General features: G+C 72.8%; 16 protein-coding genes. 9 read left to right on the top strand and 7 right to left on the bottom strand.

The features are described from left to right. Positions 1–2: 2 nt before the first annotated feature. The 6 genes from PE066_RS03745 to PE066_RS03720 are packed head-to-tail and all read left to right on the top strand — an operon-like array spanning position 3 to position 3593. Complete coding sequence (locus PE066_RS03745; protein WP_271235226.1) at positions 3–710, top strand: cbb3-type cytochrome c oxidase subunit II; 708 nt, start codon at positions 3–5, stop codon at positions 708–710. Then, a complete protein-coding gene (locus PE066_RS03740) occupies positions 685–1290 on the top strand; it encodes a c-type cytochrome (RefSeq protein ID WP_271235225.1) in 606 nt (201 codons plus the stop codon). Before PE066_RS03745 ends, PE066_RS03740 begins: the two co-directional genes overlap by 26 nt. A gap of 2 nt (positions 1291–1292) precedes the next feature. Further along, positions 1293–1925: an SCO family protein gene (locus tag PE066_RS03735; RefSeq protein WP_271235224.1), complete on the top strand. Its 633-nt coding sequence runs from the start codon at positions 1293–1295 to the stop codon at positions 1923–1925. Further along, a complete protein-coding gene (locus PE066_RS03730) occupies positions 1922–2548 on the top strand; it encodes a hypothetical protein (protein WP_271235223.1) in 627 nt (208 codons plus the stop codon). The genes PE066_RS03735 and PE066_RS03730 overlap by 4 nt, the downstream gene beginning before the upstream one ends. Then, positions 2545–2898 carry a CidA/LrgA family protein gene (locus PE066_RS03725; RefSeq protein ID WP_271235222.1) on the top strand — a complete coding sequence of 118 codons (354 nt, stop codon included), beginning with the start codon at positions 2545–2547 and terminating at the stop codon, positions 2896–2898. The genes PE066_RS03730 and PE066_RS03725 overlap by 4 nt, the downstream gene beginning before the upstream one ends. Next, positions 2895–3593 carry an LrgB family protein gene (locus PE066_RS03720; protein WP_271235221.1) on the top strand — a complete coding sequence of 233 codons (699 nt, stop codon included), beginning with the start codon at positions 2895–2897 and terminating at the stop codon, positions 3591–3593. Before PE066_RS03725 ends, PE066_RS03720 begins: the two co-directional genes overlap by 4 nt. A gap of 31 nt (positions 3594–3624) precedes the next feature. Here the strand turns inward: PE066_RS03720 and PE066_RS03715 are convergent, their stop codons facing one another. Next, entirely contained in the window at positions 3625–4899 is a 1275-nt protein-coding gene (locus PE066_RS03715) for a c-type cytochrome (protein ID WP_271235220.1), read from the bottom strand. Further along, positions 4896–5618, bottom strand: a complete 723-nt coding sequence (locus PE066_RS03710; RefSeq protein WP_440480571.1) for a c-type cytochrome — start codon at positions 5616–5618, stop codon at positions 4896–4898. Before PE066_RS03710 ends, PE066_RS03715 begins: the two co-directional genes overlap by 4 nt. Before the next feature lie 98 nt (positions 5619–5716). Between PE066_RS03710 and PE066_RS03705 the strand changes: the two genes are divergently transcribed. Beyond that, complete coding sequence (locus tag PE066_RS03705) at positions 5717–7147, top strand: aminotransferase-like domain-containing protein (protein ID WP_271235219.1); 1431 nt, start codon at positions 5717–5719, stop codon at positions 7145–7147. Positions 7148–7180: 33 nt separating this feature from the next. On the opposite strand, the gene PE066_RS03700 is transcribed toward PE066_RS03705, so the two are convergent. Beyond that, on the bottom strand, positions 7181–7789 hold the full coding sequence (locus PE066_RS03700) for a DUF1326 domain-containing protein (RefSeq protein ID WP_271235218.1): 609 nt from the start codon (positions 7787–7789) through the stop codon (positions 7181–7183). Between the two features lie 176 nt (positions 7790–7965). Between PE066_RS03700 and PE066_RS03695 the strand changes: the two genes are divergently transcribed. Then, positions 7966–8691: a DUF2182 domain-containing protein gene (locus tag PE066_RS03695; RefSeq protein WP_271235217.1), complete on the top strand. Its 726-nt coding sequence runs from the start codon at positions 7966–7968 to the stop codon at positions 8689–8691. Between the two features lie 43 nt (positions 8692–8734). Here the strand turns inward: PE066_RS03695 and PE066_RS03690 are convergent, their stop codons facing one another. The 4 genes from PE066_RS03690 to PE066_RS03675 all read right to left on the bottom strand — a co-directional run bounded on the left by PE066_RS03690 (position 8735) and on the right by PE066_RS03675 (position 11528). Further along, the gene (locus tag PE066_RS03690; RefSeq protein WP_271235216.1) at positions 8735–9307 is read right to left on the bottom strand and encodes a hypothetical protein; all 573 of its coding nucleotides are present in this window, start codon (positions 9305–9307) and stop codon (positions 8735–8737) included. Then, positions 9304–9885, bottom strand: a complete 582-nt coding sequence (locus tag PE066_RS03685; RefSeq protein ID WP_271235215.1) for a hypothetical protein — start codon at positions 9883–9885, stop codon at positions 9304–9306. The genes PE066_RS03690 and PE066_RS03685 overlap by 4 nt, the downstream gene beginning before the upstream one ends. Before the next feature lie 141 nt (positions 9886–10026). Continuing rightward, a complete protein-coding gene (locus PE066_RS03680; RefSeq protein ID WP_271235214.1) occupies positions 10027–10341 on the bottom strand; it encodes a hypothetical protein in 315 nt (104 codons plus the stop codon). Positions 10342–10451: 110 nt separating this feature from the next. Further along, positions 10452–11528, bottom strand: a complete 1077-nt coding sequence (locus tag PE066_RS03675) for a flavodoxin family protein (protein ID WP_271235213.1) — start codon at positions 11526–11528, stop codon at positions 10452–10454. Between the two features lie 182 nt (positions 11529–11710). Here PE066_RS03675 and PE066_RS03670 point away from each other — a divergent pair, with 182 nt between their 5' ends. After that, on the top strand, positions 11711–12754 hold the full coding sequence (locus PE066_RS03670) for a cation diffusion facilitator family transporter (protein ID WP_271235212.1): 1044 nt from the start codon (positions 11711–11713) through the stop codon (positions 12752–12754). Positions 12755–12808 lie beyond the last annotated feature (54 nt).

The following is a 12808-nucleotide window of genomic DNA, read 5'->3' as shown; positions in this document are numbered from 1 at the left end:
CCATGGAAAACGAAATCAAGCTTGTCAGCGGGGCCATGGTCACGCTCTCGCTGGCCACCGCCGCGATGATCGTGGTGCCGTTCCTGCAGCTCAAGGACGTGCCGCCGCCGCCGGCACTCAAGCCCTACACCAGCCAGGAGCTGCGCGGCCGCCAGGTCTACATGGCCAACGGCTGCATCGCCTGCCACACGCAGCAGCCCAGCTCCACCGGCGCCGGCATCGCCGATGCCGCCCGCGGCTGGGGCCGGCCCTCGGTGGCCGGCGACTACCACTACGACCAGCCGCCGCTGCTGGGCACCATGCGCACCGGCCCCGACCTGTTCAACATCGGCGTGCGGCAACCGAGCGCCGACTGGCACCTGGGCCACCTGTTCCAGCCGCGCGCCTACGTCGCCGGCAGCACCATGCCGGCCTACGGCTTCCTGTTCGAAGTCAAGGACGAGGCCGCGGTGGTCAAGGGCGAACGGGTGGTGGTGCTGCCGCCCGGCACGGTGCCCGCCGGCAAGGCGGTGGTCGCCAAGCCCGAGGCGCTGGACCTGGTCGCCTACCTGCAGGGCCTGAAGCGGGAGTACCCGGTCCTCACGCCGGCCCAGGCCGAAGCGGCCGCCAGGCTGCTGCCGGGCGAGGCGAAGCCGGCCGGGGCTGCGCCCGCCCCATCCAATGCCGATGACCGAGGAGGAAGCGATGCAGCGCCCGAAACAAACTCGTGACAGCGAACACGCCGATCCGCACGAGCAGTACAACCCGGTGCCGCGGGTGGTGCTGGGGCTGGCGATCGGACTGGTGGTCTGGGCCATCGCCTACATCGTGACCGCGCGGCCGGACGGCCTGGCCGGACTCGGCGACCGGCGCGTGCCGGCCACCCTGGCCCAGGGCGCGGCGCCCGCCTCGAACGTGGCGGTCGATGGCCGCCAGCTCTACGTCGCCAAGTGCCAGGCCTGCCACCAGGCGACCGGGCAGGGCCTGCCCGGCGTGTTCCCGCCGCTGGCGAAATCGGAATGGGTGCAGGACCCGGTGGAGGTCCCGCTGCAGATCCTGCTGCACGGGCTGAACGGCCCGATCGAAGTGGCCGGGACGACCTACAACGGCAGCATGCCGGGCTTCGGCGGCCAGATGAACGACGCCGAGCTGGCCGCGGTCCTGAGCTTCGTGCGCGCCGAATGGGGCAACACCGGCGCGCCGGTGGATGCGGCCGCGGTGCAGGCGGCACGCCAGGCGACCGAAGGGCGCACCGAACCCTGGCCCGACATCCGGGAACTGCAGAAGTTCGTGGGCGCCTCGGGATCCTGAGCATGGCGCGCGGGTGGCGCACGGGGGTTGCGACCCTCACGGTCGCCGTGCTGGCGCTGTGTGCGTTCGCCGGCGTCACCCACGGCTTCGCCGCCGTCACCTCCGACGGCGTGCGGCGGGCCGCCCTCGCGGGCACGCCGCGCGCCTTGCCCCCGATCGGCCTGGTGGATGCCGCCGGGCGGGCGTTCTCGCTGGCCGACTACGGCCAGCCGTCGCAGCCGGCCACCTTCGTGGCGCTGGTCTACGTGCGCTGCCAGACCATCTGCCTCACCACCGCCGCGGGCCAGTCCTGGCTGCAGGGCGAGATCCAGGCCCGCGGCCTGGGCGACCGGGTGCGCCTGCTGACCCTGAGCTTCGACCCGGCCAGCGACACGCCGGCGGTGCTGGCCGACCACGCGCGCCGGCTGGGCGCGGATCCGGCCCTGTGGCGCTTCGCCACCGTGCGCGACGGCGCCGACCTGAAGCCCATGCTGGACCTGTTCGACGTGGTGGTCCTGCCCGACGGCCTGGGCGGCTACGCCCACAACGGGGCGCTGTTCCTGGTCGGCGAAGACGGGCGTTTGAGCCGCGCCTACGACATCGACCGCCCCGATGTCGCCCTGGCCGACTACCTGCGGCGCGCCGGGCTGCTGTGACGACGCGGCACTCCTTCCCGGCCTGGGCCCGGATCGCCGGCCCCGGCGCGTTGCTCGCGGCCCTGGCCTGCCTGCACCCCTGGCTGGAGCAGACCATGGCGCGGCACATGGGCCTGGAGCTGCCGGCCCTGGTCCTCGCCGGCTGGCTGGCCGGCGCCTACGCCGGCCCGGGCCTGGCCCGCGCCCTGGCGCCCTGGAACGCCAACGGCCTGCCCGGCCTGCTGTTCGCCGCCTGCGTTTCCGGCTTCTGGATGCTGCCGGCGGCGCTCGACGTCGCGGTGCTGCACCCGGCCGTGGGCACGGCCAAGGTCGCCAGCCTGGTCGCCGCGGGGCTGCTGCTGCAGGCCTCGTGGTCGGCCGCCGGCATCGTCATCCAGGCCTTCTTCGTCCTGAACTGGTTCTGGATGACGCTGGGCGCCGGGCTGATCTACCAGGAAGCGCCGCAGCAGCTGTGCAGCGTGTACCTGGCGGACGAGCAGCTGCACGCCGGCCGGGCGGTGGCGGCCTGGGCCGTCGTCGGCCTGGCCATGTGGCTGTGGCACGTCGTGCGGGCGGCCATCCGTTCCGACGCCTCCCCGCAGGACGCCCTGCCGCCGCGCCCGCTGCCGGCCGGGCCGGGATGACCAGCGCCATCGCCGCCCTGGTCGGCCTGTACCTGCTGGGCGAGGGGGTGGTGCGCAGCCTGGGCCTGCCGGTGCCGGGCGCGCTGGTCGGCATGCTGCTGATGTTCGCGGCGCTGGCCCTGCTCGGAAGGGTCCCCGCGGCGCTGGGGCGCGTGGGCGGATCGCTCCTGCGCCACATGGTGCTGCTGCTGATTCCTTCGCTGGCCGGCGTGATGGTGCACGTCGAGAGCGTGCGGTCCGAAGGGTGGGCATTCCTGCTCGCCTGCGTGGCCGGCGCGGCGCTCACGCTGGCGGTCACCGCCGCGACGCTCAACTGGATGCTGCGGCGAACCGGCGGCAAGCGGCCATGAGCGCGGCGTTGCTGTGGCTGCCGCTGACGCTGGCGGCGTACCTCGCGGCGACCTGGCTGTACCGGCGCAGCGGCGCCCACCCGCTGCTGGTGCCGGTGCTGACGGCGGTCCTGCTGGTGGTCGCGGCGCTGGCCTTCTCGCGCACGCCGTGGCCGGTCTATGCCGACGCCACCTCGGGGCTGACCTGGCTGCTGGGTCCGGCCACCGTGGCCCTGGCGCTTCCGCTGTACGAGCAGGCCGGCCGCCTGCGGGCGATCGGACTACCGGTCGCCGTGGCCCTGCTGGCCGGCTCGCTGACGGCCATCGTGTCCGCGCTGGCGATCGGCTGGGCGCTGGGCGCTTCGCCGCCGGTGCTGCTGTCGCTGGCGCCGAAGTCGGCCACGATGCCGATGGCGATCCCGGTGGCCGAGCGCATCGGTGCCGTGCCGGCGCTGGCCGCGCTGGCGGTGGCGCTGACCGGCATCGCCGGCACGATGCTGGCGCGGCCCCTGCTGAACCTGCTGCGCATCCGCGACGCGGCGGCGCGCGGCTTCGCGGTCGGCCTCACGGCCCATGCCATCGGCATGGCCCGCGAACTGCAGGACCATCCGGTGGCCGGCGCCTATGCCGCCCTCGGCATGGGCCTGAACGGCATGGCCACCGCGGTGCTGGTGCCGGTCGCCGTCGGCGGGCTGCGCTCGCTCGGCCTGCTGTAGCGCCGCGCTTTCCCGCGCGGCTCTCTAACCGCTACCGGAGCTTCTGGACGTCCAGCGGCGAGACCGCCGGGGCGGCGTTGCCCCAGGCGCCGCGGACGTAGCTGGCGAGCGCCGCGACTTCGGCATCGTTCAGGGTCTGGCCGAACGGCGGCATGCCGAACGGGCGCGGCTGGCCGCCGGTGGTGGGCGGGAAGCCCCCGCTGAGGATGACGCGGACCAGGTTGGCATGGGAATCCATCGTCACCGTGCGGTTCCCCGCCAGCGCCGAGTAGGCGGCGCCGGCGCCTTCCCCCCGTGGCCCGTGGCATTGCGCGCAGCTGTTGCGGTACAGGCGCTCGCCCAGCTCCAGCACCTCGGTGGTGGCGCGCGCGGTGCCGACCGCGGGCGCCTCGTGCCGAGGCAGCTGCCGCAGGAAGGTCGCCATGGCGCGCAGGTCGGCCTCGGCCAGGTGCTGGGTGCTGCCGAACACCACTTCGGCCATCGGCCCCATCGCCGCGCCGCGCGGCGAGTTGCCGGTCTTGAGCAGCTGCACGATGTCCTCCACCGGCCAGTCCTGCACGCCGGCTTCGGCCGGCGATGCCAACGACGGCGCGTACCAGTTCTGCATCGGGATCAGGCCGCCGCTGAGTTCCATGCGCGAATCGGTGGCGCCGAAGGCGTTGCGCGGCGCGTGGCAGGCCTGGCAGTGGGCCAGGCCGCGCGCCAGGTAGGCGCCCCGGTTCCACTCGGCCGACTGGGCGGGATCGGGCTCGAATTTCGCCGGCGAGAAGAACAGCGCGCGCCAGACCGCCAGTGCGGCCTGCTGGTTGTACGGAAAGCGCAGGTCGTGCGGCCGGTTGGGCCGCTGCACGGCCGGCTGGCTTTGCAGGAAGGCATACAGCGCATCCGAATCCTCGCGCGTGACGCGCGTGAACTCGGTGTAGGGGAACGCCGGGTACAGCAGGCGGCCATCCTTGGAGCGGCCATGGTGCATGGCACGCCAGAACTCCGCCGCGCTCCAGTTGCCGATGCCGGTGGCCGGATCGGGCGTGAGGTTGCCGGCGTACACGGTGCCGAACGGCGTGGCGATGCCCTTGCCGCCGGCGAAGGGCGGGCCGCCGCGATCGGTGTGGCAGGCCGCGCAGTTGCCGGCACGCGCCAGGTAGGCGCCGCGTTCCAGCCGCTGCGGCGTGACCGGAATGCCGGGGGCGGCGTCCGCCAGCGGCGCCTCGCCGCGCACGTTCAGCCAGGCCACCGCCGCCGCGGCCGCGAGCAGGAGCAGGGCGACGGCGGCCAGCGCCGCCAGCCAGCGGGACGCGCGGCTCATTGCAGGCCGCTCCCGCAGGTCAAGGGCAGCTTGGCGGGCAGCGATCCGGCCGGCGCCGGGCCGGCCGTGACCGGCTGCGACGACAGCCAGGCGGCGGCCGCGTTGACATCGTCGCCCGACAGCCGCCGGGCGACTTCCGCCATGCAGTCGGGTGGCGCCGCGCGCCGCTTGCCGGTGCGCCAGGCGCCGAACTGGGCCAGCACGTAGTCGCGCGGCAGCCCCAGCAGGCCGGGCATGGCGGGGTTCACGCCCGTCATCGCCGTGCCGTGGCATTGCGCGCAGGCCGGGATGCCGCGCTGGGGGTCGCCGTGGCGCACCAGCTGCTCGCCGCGCGCCAGCTGCTCGGCCGGCGCGCCGGTGGTCTGGGGCGGCGGGTACGGCAGGTCGAGGCCGGCGAAGTAGGCGGCGATCTCGCGCAGGTAGGCGTCCGACATGTGGCCGACCAGGTAGGCCATCGTCGCGTTCTCGCGGCGGCCCTCGCGGAAGTTGACCAGCTGGTTGTACAGATAACCCGCCGGTTTGCCGGCGATGCGCGGGAAGTAGCCGTGGTTGGTGGCCCGCCCCTGCTGGCCGTGGCAGACCACGCAAGCCTCCATGCGTTGCGCCATCGTGTCGGGAACGGTGAGGGCCTCGGCCGGAGCTGCGGCCAGGAGCGAAAAAGTCATCGCGCTGGCCGCCAGGGCGGCACGGGCACGGAGCAGGGGGCGCAGGGTCGGCATGGGAACCTCCGATTCTGGAGATACCGGCGGACTTTCGTGCAGGCTCAGATGCAGCTGATCCGGGCGTATCAGCGCGGCCCTTGGCCGAGAATCGCGCCGTGAAGAAGTACGAACGACTCGCCCGCGACATCGAAGAGCTGGTGGACGCAGGAACGCTGGCGCCCGGCGACCGCCTGCCCTCGGTGCGGGAGGCGGTCAGCCGCCGCGGCGTCAGCGCATCGACGGTGTTCGAGGCGTACTACCTGCTGGAATCGCGCGGCCTGATCGAGGCGCGGCCGCGGTCGGGCTATTTCGTGAAGTCGCCGCGGCGCCGCAGCCCGGAGCCGCATGCGCCGCTGCCGCGCGAGGAATCGACGTCGGTGGCGGTGTACGACCGGGTGCAGGAGGCGCTCGGTTCGATCCGCGACCGCGACGTGGTGCCGATGGGATCGGCCTTTCCCAGCCCGCGGCTGTTCCCGCTGCATCGGCTGGCCCGCGCCGGCGCCTCGGCCATGCGCAGGCTGGAGCCCGACGAGCTGCTGCAGGACATCTCGCCCGGCAACGAGGAGCTGCGCCGCCAGCTGGCCCTGCGCTACGCGGCCAACGGCACCGCGGTCGGCACCGACGAGGTCATCGTCACCAACGGGGCGATGGAGGCCCTCAACCTCTGCCTGAGGGTCGCGACGCGGCCGGGCGACGTGGTCGCGATCGAATCCCCCGCGTTCTATGGCTGCCTGCAGGCGCTGGAGTGGCACCAGCTGAAGGCGGTGGAGATCTCGACCCACCCGCGCGACGGCGTACAGCTCGATTCGCTGCAGCACGCGCTCGAGCGGCACCCGATCAAGGCCTGCTGGTTCATGCCCAATTTCCAGAACCCCACCGGCTCGCTGATGCCGGTGGACAAGAAGCAGGCGCTGGTCGAGCTGCTGGCGCAGCACGGCGTGCCGCTGATCGAGGACGACGCCTACGCCGAGCTGTACTTCGGCGCCCGCCGCCCGCCCCCGGCCAAGGCCTTCGACCGCCAGGGCCTGGTGATGCACTGCAGTTCGTTCTCCAAGTGCCTGGCGCCGGGCTACCGCATCGGCTGGGCGGCGGCCGGCCGCTTCGCGCGCGAGGTGGAGCGGCTCAAGCTGATGAGCACCCTGTCGGTGGCCGTACCCTCGCAGGTGGCGGTGCTCGACTACCTGCTGCACGCGGCCTACGACAAGCACCTGCGCGGCCTGCGCGCCGCGCTGGCCGAGCGGCAGGCGCAGGCCCTGGAGGCGATCGAGCGCCACTTTCCCGCCGGCACGCGCGTGACCCGGCCCGAGGGCGGCTACCTGCTGTGGGTTGAACTGCCCGATGGCGTGGATGGCCTGCAGCTGCAGCGGCTGGCCCTGGCGCGCCGGATCAGCCTGACGCCCGGCCACCTGTTCTCGACGGCGCCGCACTTCCACAATTTCGTGCGGCTGAACTACGGGCACCCGGCGCCCGGCCAGCTCGAAGGCGCGCTGCGCACCCTGGGCCGGCTGGTGCACGAACTCGCCGCCGAGGCGGGCGGCTCAGGGTAGCGCGCTTGCCGCCGCGTCGGCGCGCGACGTGCTTCAGCCCGACCAGGCGAACGGCGCGAAGTGGCCGTTGCGGGTGCCGGTGCTGTCGTCCCAGTCGATGCCGAAGACGCTGAAGCGGCTGCGCGTCGCCTTGGCGATGGCGATACGCGGGTTGACCGGGTGGTTGGTGTTGTCCAGGCAGATGGCCTCGTCCGCCGTGGCGCCGGGGATGCCTTCGCAGGCCTGGTCGACCCGGTCGCCGGCGCGCAGGCTGCGCGTGAGGCCGTCCATGTCGAAGCGGATCGGGCTGCGCTCGACCCCGGCCATCCGGCTTACCAGCGGTGCAAGCGCCGCCATCGGGCCGCCGACCTGGCCGGACGCGATGGCGCCGATGGCTTCGACCTGCGGGTCGCTGGCGCGCTCGTCGACGATCAGGCCCACGGTCATGTTGCCGGCGCCCATCGGACCCTGCGACTGCAGCATGAGGACGAACGACAGCCCGCCGAGCGGCACGCCGTCCTTCTCGCCCTGGTCGATGCGCATCCCGAGCGCGGCCTTGCAGTCCCCCTCGGTCGGCCGCGCCGCCAGGTTGGAGGAAATGCAGGGGCACAGGAACGTGCAGTTGCAGGTTTCCATGTATTCGCCCGAGATCTGCCAGCTCATCACGGTCTCCCGAAGGGTTGCGAAGCCATCCGCCTGCGACGGATGGGGTGGCGCCGCATCATGGGCGGCGAACGTGCCAGCTTAGGCGCGCGCGCCCCCGCTTTCAAGTTGACAGCGACCCGTGCGCGGCTGATCGTGTGCAGCACGCGGAGCAAGCCGCGGCAAAGGAGGCCACGATGCGCACGGGCATGCTGTTGGCAGGGGCGGTTGCCGGCTGGGCCGTGCTGGGCTGGATGGCGTTCGACATGGGCCATCCGCTGGTGCAGCTGACCATGCCCGCCACGCCGCACTGGAGCGCACCGAACGTGCTGGCGATCGCGGCCATGTGGGCGGTGATGATGGCCGCAATGATGCTGCCGGCCGCGCTGCCGATGGTGAGCACCTTCTCGCGCCTGAGCCTGCGCGGCGGTGAGCCGGTCCGCGCCGCCGCCTTCGTCGGCGGCTACCTGGCGGTCTGGTTCTTCTTCAGCCTCGCCGCGGCCGCCCTGCAATGGCTCCTGCAGGCGGCCCATTGGGTGGACCCGATGATCGTCAGCACCTCGGCCGCCCTCAACGTGCTGTTGCTGCTGGTGGCCGGCGCCTACCAGTTCTCGCCGCTGAAGAAGGTCTGCCTGGCGCGTTGCCGCACGCCGGTGGGATTCCTGCTGGGCGAGTGGCGCCCGGGCGCGCGTGGGGCCTGGGTGATGGGGCTGCGGCACGGCCTGCTGTGCCTCGGGTGCTGCTGGGCGCTGATGGTCCTGCTGTTCGTCGGCGGCGTGATGAACCTGTGGTGGATCGCCGCCATCGCCCTGCTGGTGGCGCTGGAAAAGCTGGCGCCCGGCGGCGAGCGCGTGGCCGCGGGGCTGGGCGCCGTGCTGCTGGCGGCGGGGGCCTGGAAGCTGCTGGGGCTGCTGCTCGCCTGAACGAACGAGCAGCGCGCCGGTCAACCGGGACCCGCGGCCACCGTCACAGCGACAGCAAGCGCTGGAAGAACGAGCGGTAGCCGCGCAGGGCCACCCGCAGGTCTTCCGTGTCGGCCTGCTCGCCGCGGCCCAGGCTGGATTCGATCTTCGTCCGCTGCTCGGCAAACGTGGCGGCCAGGCTCTTCATCACCTGCGCCACCAGTTCGTCGGCATGCTGCACGGCCCGGCGCGGATCGTCCACGAAGCCGATCTGCACCTGGTCCCAGCGCTGGCGGAAGTCGGCCGCGACCTGGGGCGGGAACAGGGCGGCGAGTTGGTCCGTGCCCTGCATTCCTTCACCACGGGGCGGCTGTCCGTGCTGCACCGGCTCGTGCCGGGACTGGCCATGCTGCGGCTGGGTGTGCGCGGACGCAGGCCGGTCCATGGGCTGGCGCTGCTCCATCTGCTGCGGCGTGGCGCCGCCGCCCGGGCGTGGGGCCTGCTGTGCCTGCTGCGCCTGGCGCACCCGGTCTGCCGCTTCGGGCGGCTGCCGCTCGCCCCAGGCCTGCCGATCCTGCTGTTCGGCGCCGGCGACCAGGTCGGCGGTGCCCATGCGTTGCTGTTCGTCGCGGTTCATGCGGAGCTCCTCATTTCGGGGTGGCGGTGGCCGCGCGGCTCGCGCGGGTCTTCGGTCTGCAGCAGGTCGGCGAACAAGGCGCGGTAGTGGATCACCGCCTGCCGCATGCCTTCGGTGTCGACCTGGCCGCTGCGTTCGCGCTCGGCCAGGTCGTGCGCGACGCGGTAGTGGTCGACCACCTGCGGGTGGTGCACCGAGATGTCGGCCGCACGCCGCTCGAAGTCGCCGACCGGGTAGCCGCGGGTCTCCATCAGCTGGCGCACCAGCACGTCGGCCTCGGCCAGCGAGCCGCGCGGGTTGTCGACGAAGCGGGCCTGGACCGAGCGCCAGGCCTGGTTGAACCGCTGGGCGTCGGCCGGGCTGAGCGGCACGATGTCCAGCTCCTCCACGCGCTTGCGGCGCGCGAGCAGCTCGGCTTCGGCCTTGTCGCGGCTGCCGAGGTCGTGCACGGCGCGGCTGTATTCGGGGCCGAAATCGCGCCGCAGGTGGTCGCTACGCGTCTTGCGCTGATAGAAGAACAGGGCGAGGGCGATCAGCGCGAGGATCACCAGCACCACGAGCATGAGGTTGGAGTCCATGGCAGCTCTCCTGGGGGTGAGGATGCTGCCAAGGTAGGCGCCGCCTTCAGGCCGTGCTGTCGGAGGTCGCCCCTGGCCCGCTGCGCGGGTACTGAAGCGGCGGTAGGACAACTCCCGCCCGCCGTTTCGGGTCAGCGCCCCTCAGGTGTCCGACTGCGCCGCGGCCACCCAGCGCAGCCCCTTGCCGCGGCTGAAGTAATAGTCGCCTTGCGGGCTGATGACGACGGCGCGCTGCGCCTTGGGATCGGAGAAGTATTGCCAGCCGTGGGCCCGTTCGCTGGGTCCGGCGGCGTGCGGCACCGCCTGCATGCCCGGGTTGGCGGTGCGGTCGGTACCGGCGCCCGCCGACTGGGGCGCGGGGCCTCCTCGGTCGGCGTCGCGATCCCCGGCCAGCGCGGGGCTGCCGGCAAGGGCTGCGAGCAGGCCGAGCGAGGCGACGAAGGCGGTCGATTGCATGGTGAATCTCCTTGGGATGGACGGCAGTCGAGGGCGACTGTGCACCGGAGTGTGCCGCCGCGCCACTGAACCGGCGCTGAAAGGCTCGTTCACCGTGCGTTCACGTGGCCTTACTTCGGCCTGGGCGAGGGCAAGTCGCGGCCGGGTGCGCTCAGCCGACCCTCGCGCAACTCCTTCACCGCTTCGGCCAGCGCGCGCGCCACGTTGCGCACTTCCTCCTGCACGTCGGTGTCGCGATCCAGCGCCTGGTGGCTGGTGGCATAGGGTTCGTAGTAGCCGATGAAGCGGTCCAGCCGGGCCTGCGGGCCGGCGTCGATCAGGCCCATCCAGTCCAGCCAGTCGCACAGCGCGCGCCGGGTGCCCTCGATGCCGGCCACGTCGCCGTGCACCACCACGCCGTAGGCGCGACCGGCCAGGTGCTTGGGATAGGGCCAGCCATCCAGCTCGAGCTGCTTGGCCTTCGCCGGGTCTTTGCCGCCGGTGCTGGTGGGGTCCGGGTTGCCGCCGTCGGCGCAGACCAGCCGGTCCATCATCAGCTTCAGCGGGCTGGACATGGTGTACCAGTGCGTCGGCGTGACCAGCAGCACGCCGTGCGCGCCGGTCCAGTGCTCGTAGATCTCGGCCATCCAGTCGTTCACCTGGCTCAGTTCGTGGTTGGGGTAGCAGCTGCAGGGCCAGTGGCACAGTGGCATGGCGGTCGAGACGCAGCCCTTGCACGGGTGGATGTGGCGGTCGAAGTCGGAGGCGAGCTGGCTCAGGTCCAGCAGCTCGGTCTGCAGGCCGGCCTCGTCCAGGACCTGCTGCGCCAGGCGAGTCAGCCGGAAGCTCTTGGACATCTCGCCGGGACAGGTGCCGTCGTTGCGGGTGGCGCCGTTGACCAGCAGCACGCGCGAGGGCGTGGCCGGGTCGGCCCAGCGCTGCTGCGCCGCGAGCAGGCGGTTGCGCGTGTGGTACCACTCGGCCGACAGGTCGTAGTCCGGGTCCTTGAACTCGGGGCCGGCCTTGCGCGTCACGGGCGACTTGCGCGCGGCGCAGTAGCCGTCCCAGGCGATCGCCTCCAGCCGCCGGATCGCCTCGTCCTCGGCGCGGAAGGCCGGGTCGAAGAAGCGGGCCCGGAAGCGCCGGCCGAATTCCTCGCGCGTGTGGGCGGCCGGTGCCTGGCCGGTGCGGACGTCGATGGTGGCCATGGGAAACTCCTGTGGTCGATGCCCGAGCCTAGGACCGCGCCGGGCCGGACGGGGGCCCGTGTAACCGTCCTCGGCAGGCGCCGCGCGAAGGGCTTGACCTTGCCATGGTGGCAAGCTCGAGGATGCGGCCGTCGAGTTCACCGGGGCCAGCGCGGCCCCGCCGAAAAGCCAAGAATCCGCCTATGTCCCACGACCATGCCGCTCACGGCCCTGACCACGCCCTGCACAAGCGGGACCACGATCACGATCACGCGCACGGCCAGCCCGACGGGCACGCGCACACCCACGAGCACGGGCACCACGGCCATTCCCATGCGCCGTCCGTCACCGCCCACAACGAGCGCAAGGTGCTGTTCGCCTTCCTGCTCACCTTCGCCTTCATGGCGGTGGAGGTGGCCGGCGGGCTGCTGTCGGGATCGCTGGCGCTGATCGCCGATGCCGGCCACATGCTGACCGACGCCGCTGCGCTGGCCCTGGCCTGGGGCGCCTTCCGCGTCGGCCGGCGGCCGGCCGACCCGCGCCGCACCTTCGGCTACCTGCGCTTCGAGGTGGTGGCCGGCCTGGCCAACGCCGCCGCGCTGTTCGCCATCGTCGGCTGGATCGGCTGGGAGGCGTTCCAGCGCCTGCGCGAGCCGCAGCCGGTGCTGGCCGGGCCGATGCTGGCAGTGGCGGTGGCCGGCCTGCTGGTCAACCTGGTCGTGCTGTACATCCTCACGCGCGGCGACCGCGAGCACGTCAACATCAAGGGCGCGGCGCTGCACGTGATGGGCGACCTGCTGGGCTCGGTCGGCGCCATCGTCGCGGCGATCGTGATCGGGCTGACCGGCTGGGCGCCGATCGACCCGATCCTGTCGGTGCTGGTGTCGCTGCTGGTGCTGCGCAGCGCCTGGTCGCTGCTGCGCAACTCGCTGCACATCCTGCTGGAAGGCGCGCCCGACAATGCCGCGCCCGAGGCGATCGAGCTGCACCTGCTGGCCACCGTGCCCGGGCTGGTGTCGGTCAGCCACGTGCACGTGTGGCTGATCACCTCCGGCCATGCGCTGGCGACGCTGCACGTCAAGCCGGCGCCGCAGGCCGATCCGCGCACCCTGGTGCGCTGCGTCGAGCGCGAACTGGTGCAGCAGTTCCACATCGGCCACGCGACCGTGGCGATCGACTGGGACGACCAGGAGGGCGACCCGGCCTGCAGCCTGCCGGCGGCGCGGCCCCGGCCGGCAAACGACTGAGGGCCCGGACAGGCCCTTCGGCGGCGCGCCGGATCGGCCCGGGCGCCCGGTGCG

The sequence above is a fragment of the Ramlibacter tataouinensis genome (genome assembly GCF_027941915.1).
Taxonomy (GTDB): Bacteria; Pseudomonadota; Gammaproteobacteria; order Burkholderiales; family Burkholderiaceae_C; genus Ramlibacter; species Ramlibacter tataouinensis_C.
Note: the sequence above shows the minus strand (reverse complement) of the source record. Positions and strands in the feature narration are given on the sequence as shown.

What these genes read in the sequence shown, in the direction of transcription:
- PE066_RS03745 (WP_271235226.1), top strand. Translation starts at nt 3, where the DNA reads ATGGAAAACGAAATCAAGCTTGTCAGCGGGGCCATGGTCACGCTCTCG.
- PE066_RS03740 (WP_271235225.1), top strand. Translation starts at nt 685, where the DNA reads ATGCAGCGCCCGAAACAAACTCGTGACAGCGAACACGCCGATCCGCAC.
- PE066_RS03735 (WP_271235224.1), top strand. Translation starts at nt 1,293, where the DNA reads ATGGCGCGCGGGTGGCGCACGGGGGTTGCGACCCTCACGGTCGCCGTG.
- PE066_RS03725 (WP_271235222.1), top strand. Translation starts at nt 2,545, where the DNA reads ATGACCAGCGCCATCGCCGCCCTGGTCGGCCTGTACCTGCTGGGCGAG.
- PE066_RS03720 (WP_271235221.1), top strand. Translation starts at nt 2,895, where the DNA reads ATGAGCGCGGCGTTGCTGTGGCTGCCGCTGACGCTGGCGGCGTACCTC.
- PE066_RS03715 (WP_271235220.1), bottom strand. Translation starts at nt 4,899, where the DNA reads ATGAGCCGCGCGTCCCGCTGGCTGGCGGCGCTGGCCGCCGTCGCCCTG.
- PE066_RS03710 (WP_440480571.1), bottom strand. Translation starts at nt 5,618, where the DNA reads ATGCCGACCCTGCGCCCCCTGCTCCGTGCCCGTGCCGCCCTGGCGGCC.
- PE066_RS03700 (WP_271235218.1), bottom strand. Translation starts at nt 7,789, where the DNA reads ATGAGCTGGCAGATCTCGGGCGAATACATGGAAACCTGCAACTGCACG.
- PE066_RS03695 (WP_271235217.1), top strand. Translation starts at nt 7,966, where the DNA reads ATGCGCACGGGCATGCTGTTGGCAGGGGCGGTTGCCGGCTGGGCCGTG.
- PE066_RS03690 (WP_271235216.1), bottom strand. Translation starts at nt 9,307, where the DNA reads ATGAACCGCGACGAACAGCAACGCATGGGCACCGCCGACCTGGTCGCC.
- PE066_RS03685 (WP_271235215.1), bottom strand. Translation starts at nt 9,885, where the DNA reads ATGGACTCCAACCTCATGCTCGTGGTGCTGGTGATCCTCGCGCTGATC.
- PE066_RS03680 (WP_271235214.1), bottom strand. Translation starts at nt 10,341, where the DNA reads ATGCAATCGACCGCCTTCGTCGCCTCGCTCGGCCTGCTCGCAGCCCTT.
- PE066_RS03675 (WP_271235213.1), bottom strand. Translation starts at nt 11,528, where the DNA reads ATGGCCACCATCGACGTCCGCACCGGCCAGGCACCGGCCGCCCACACG.
- PE066_RS03670 (WP_271235212.1), top strand. Translation starts at nt 11,711, where the DNA reads ATGTCCCACGACCATGCCGCTCACGGCCCTGACCACGCCCTGCACAAG.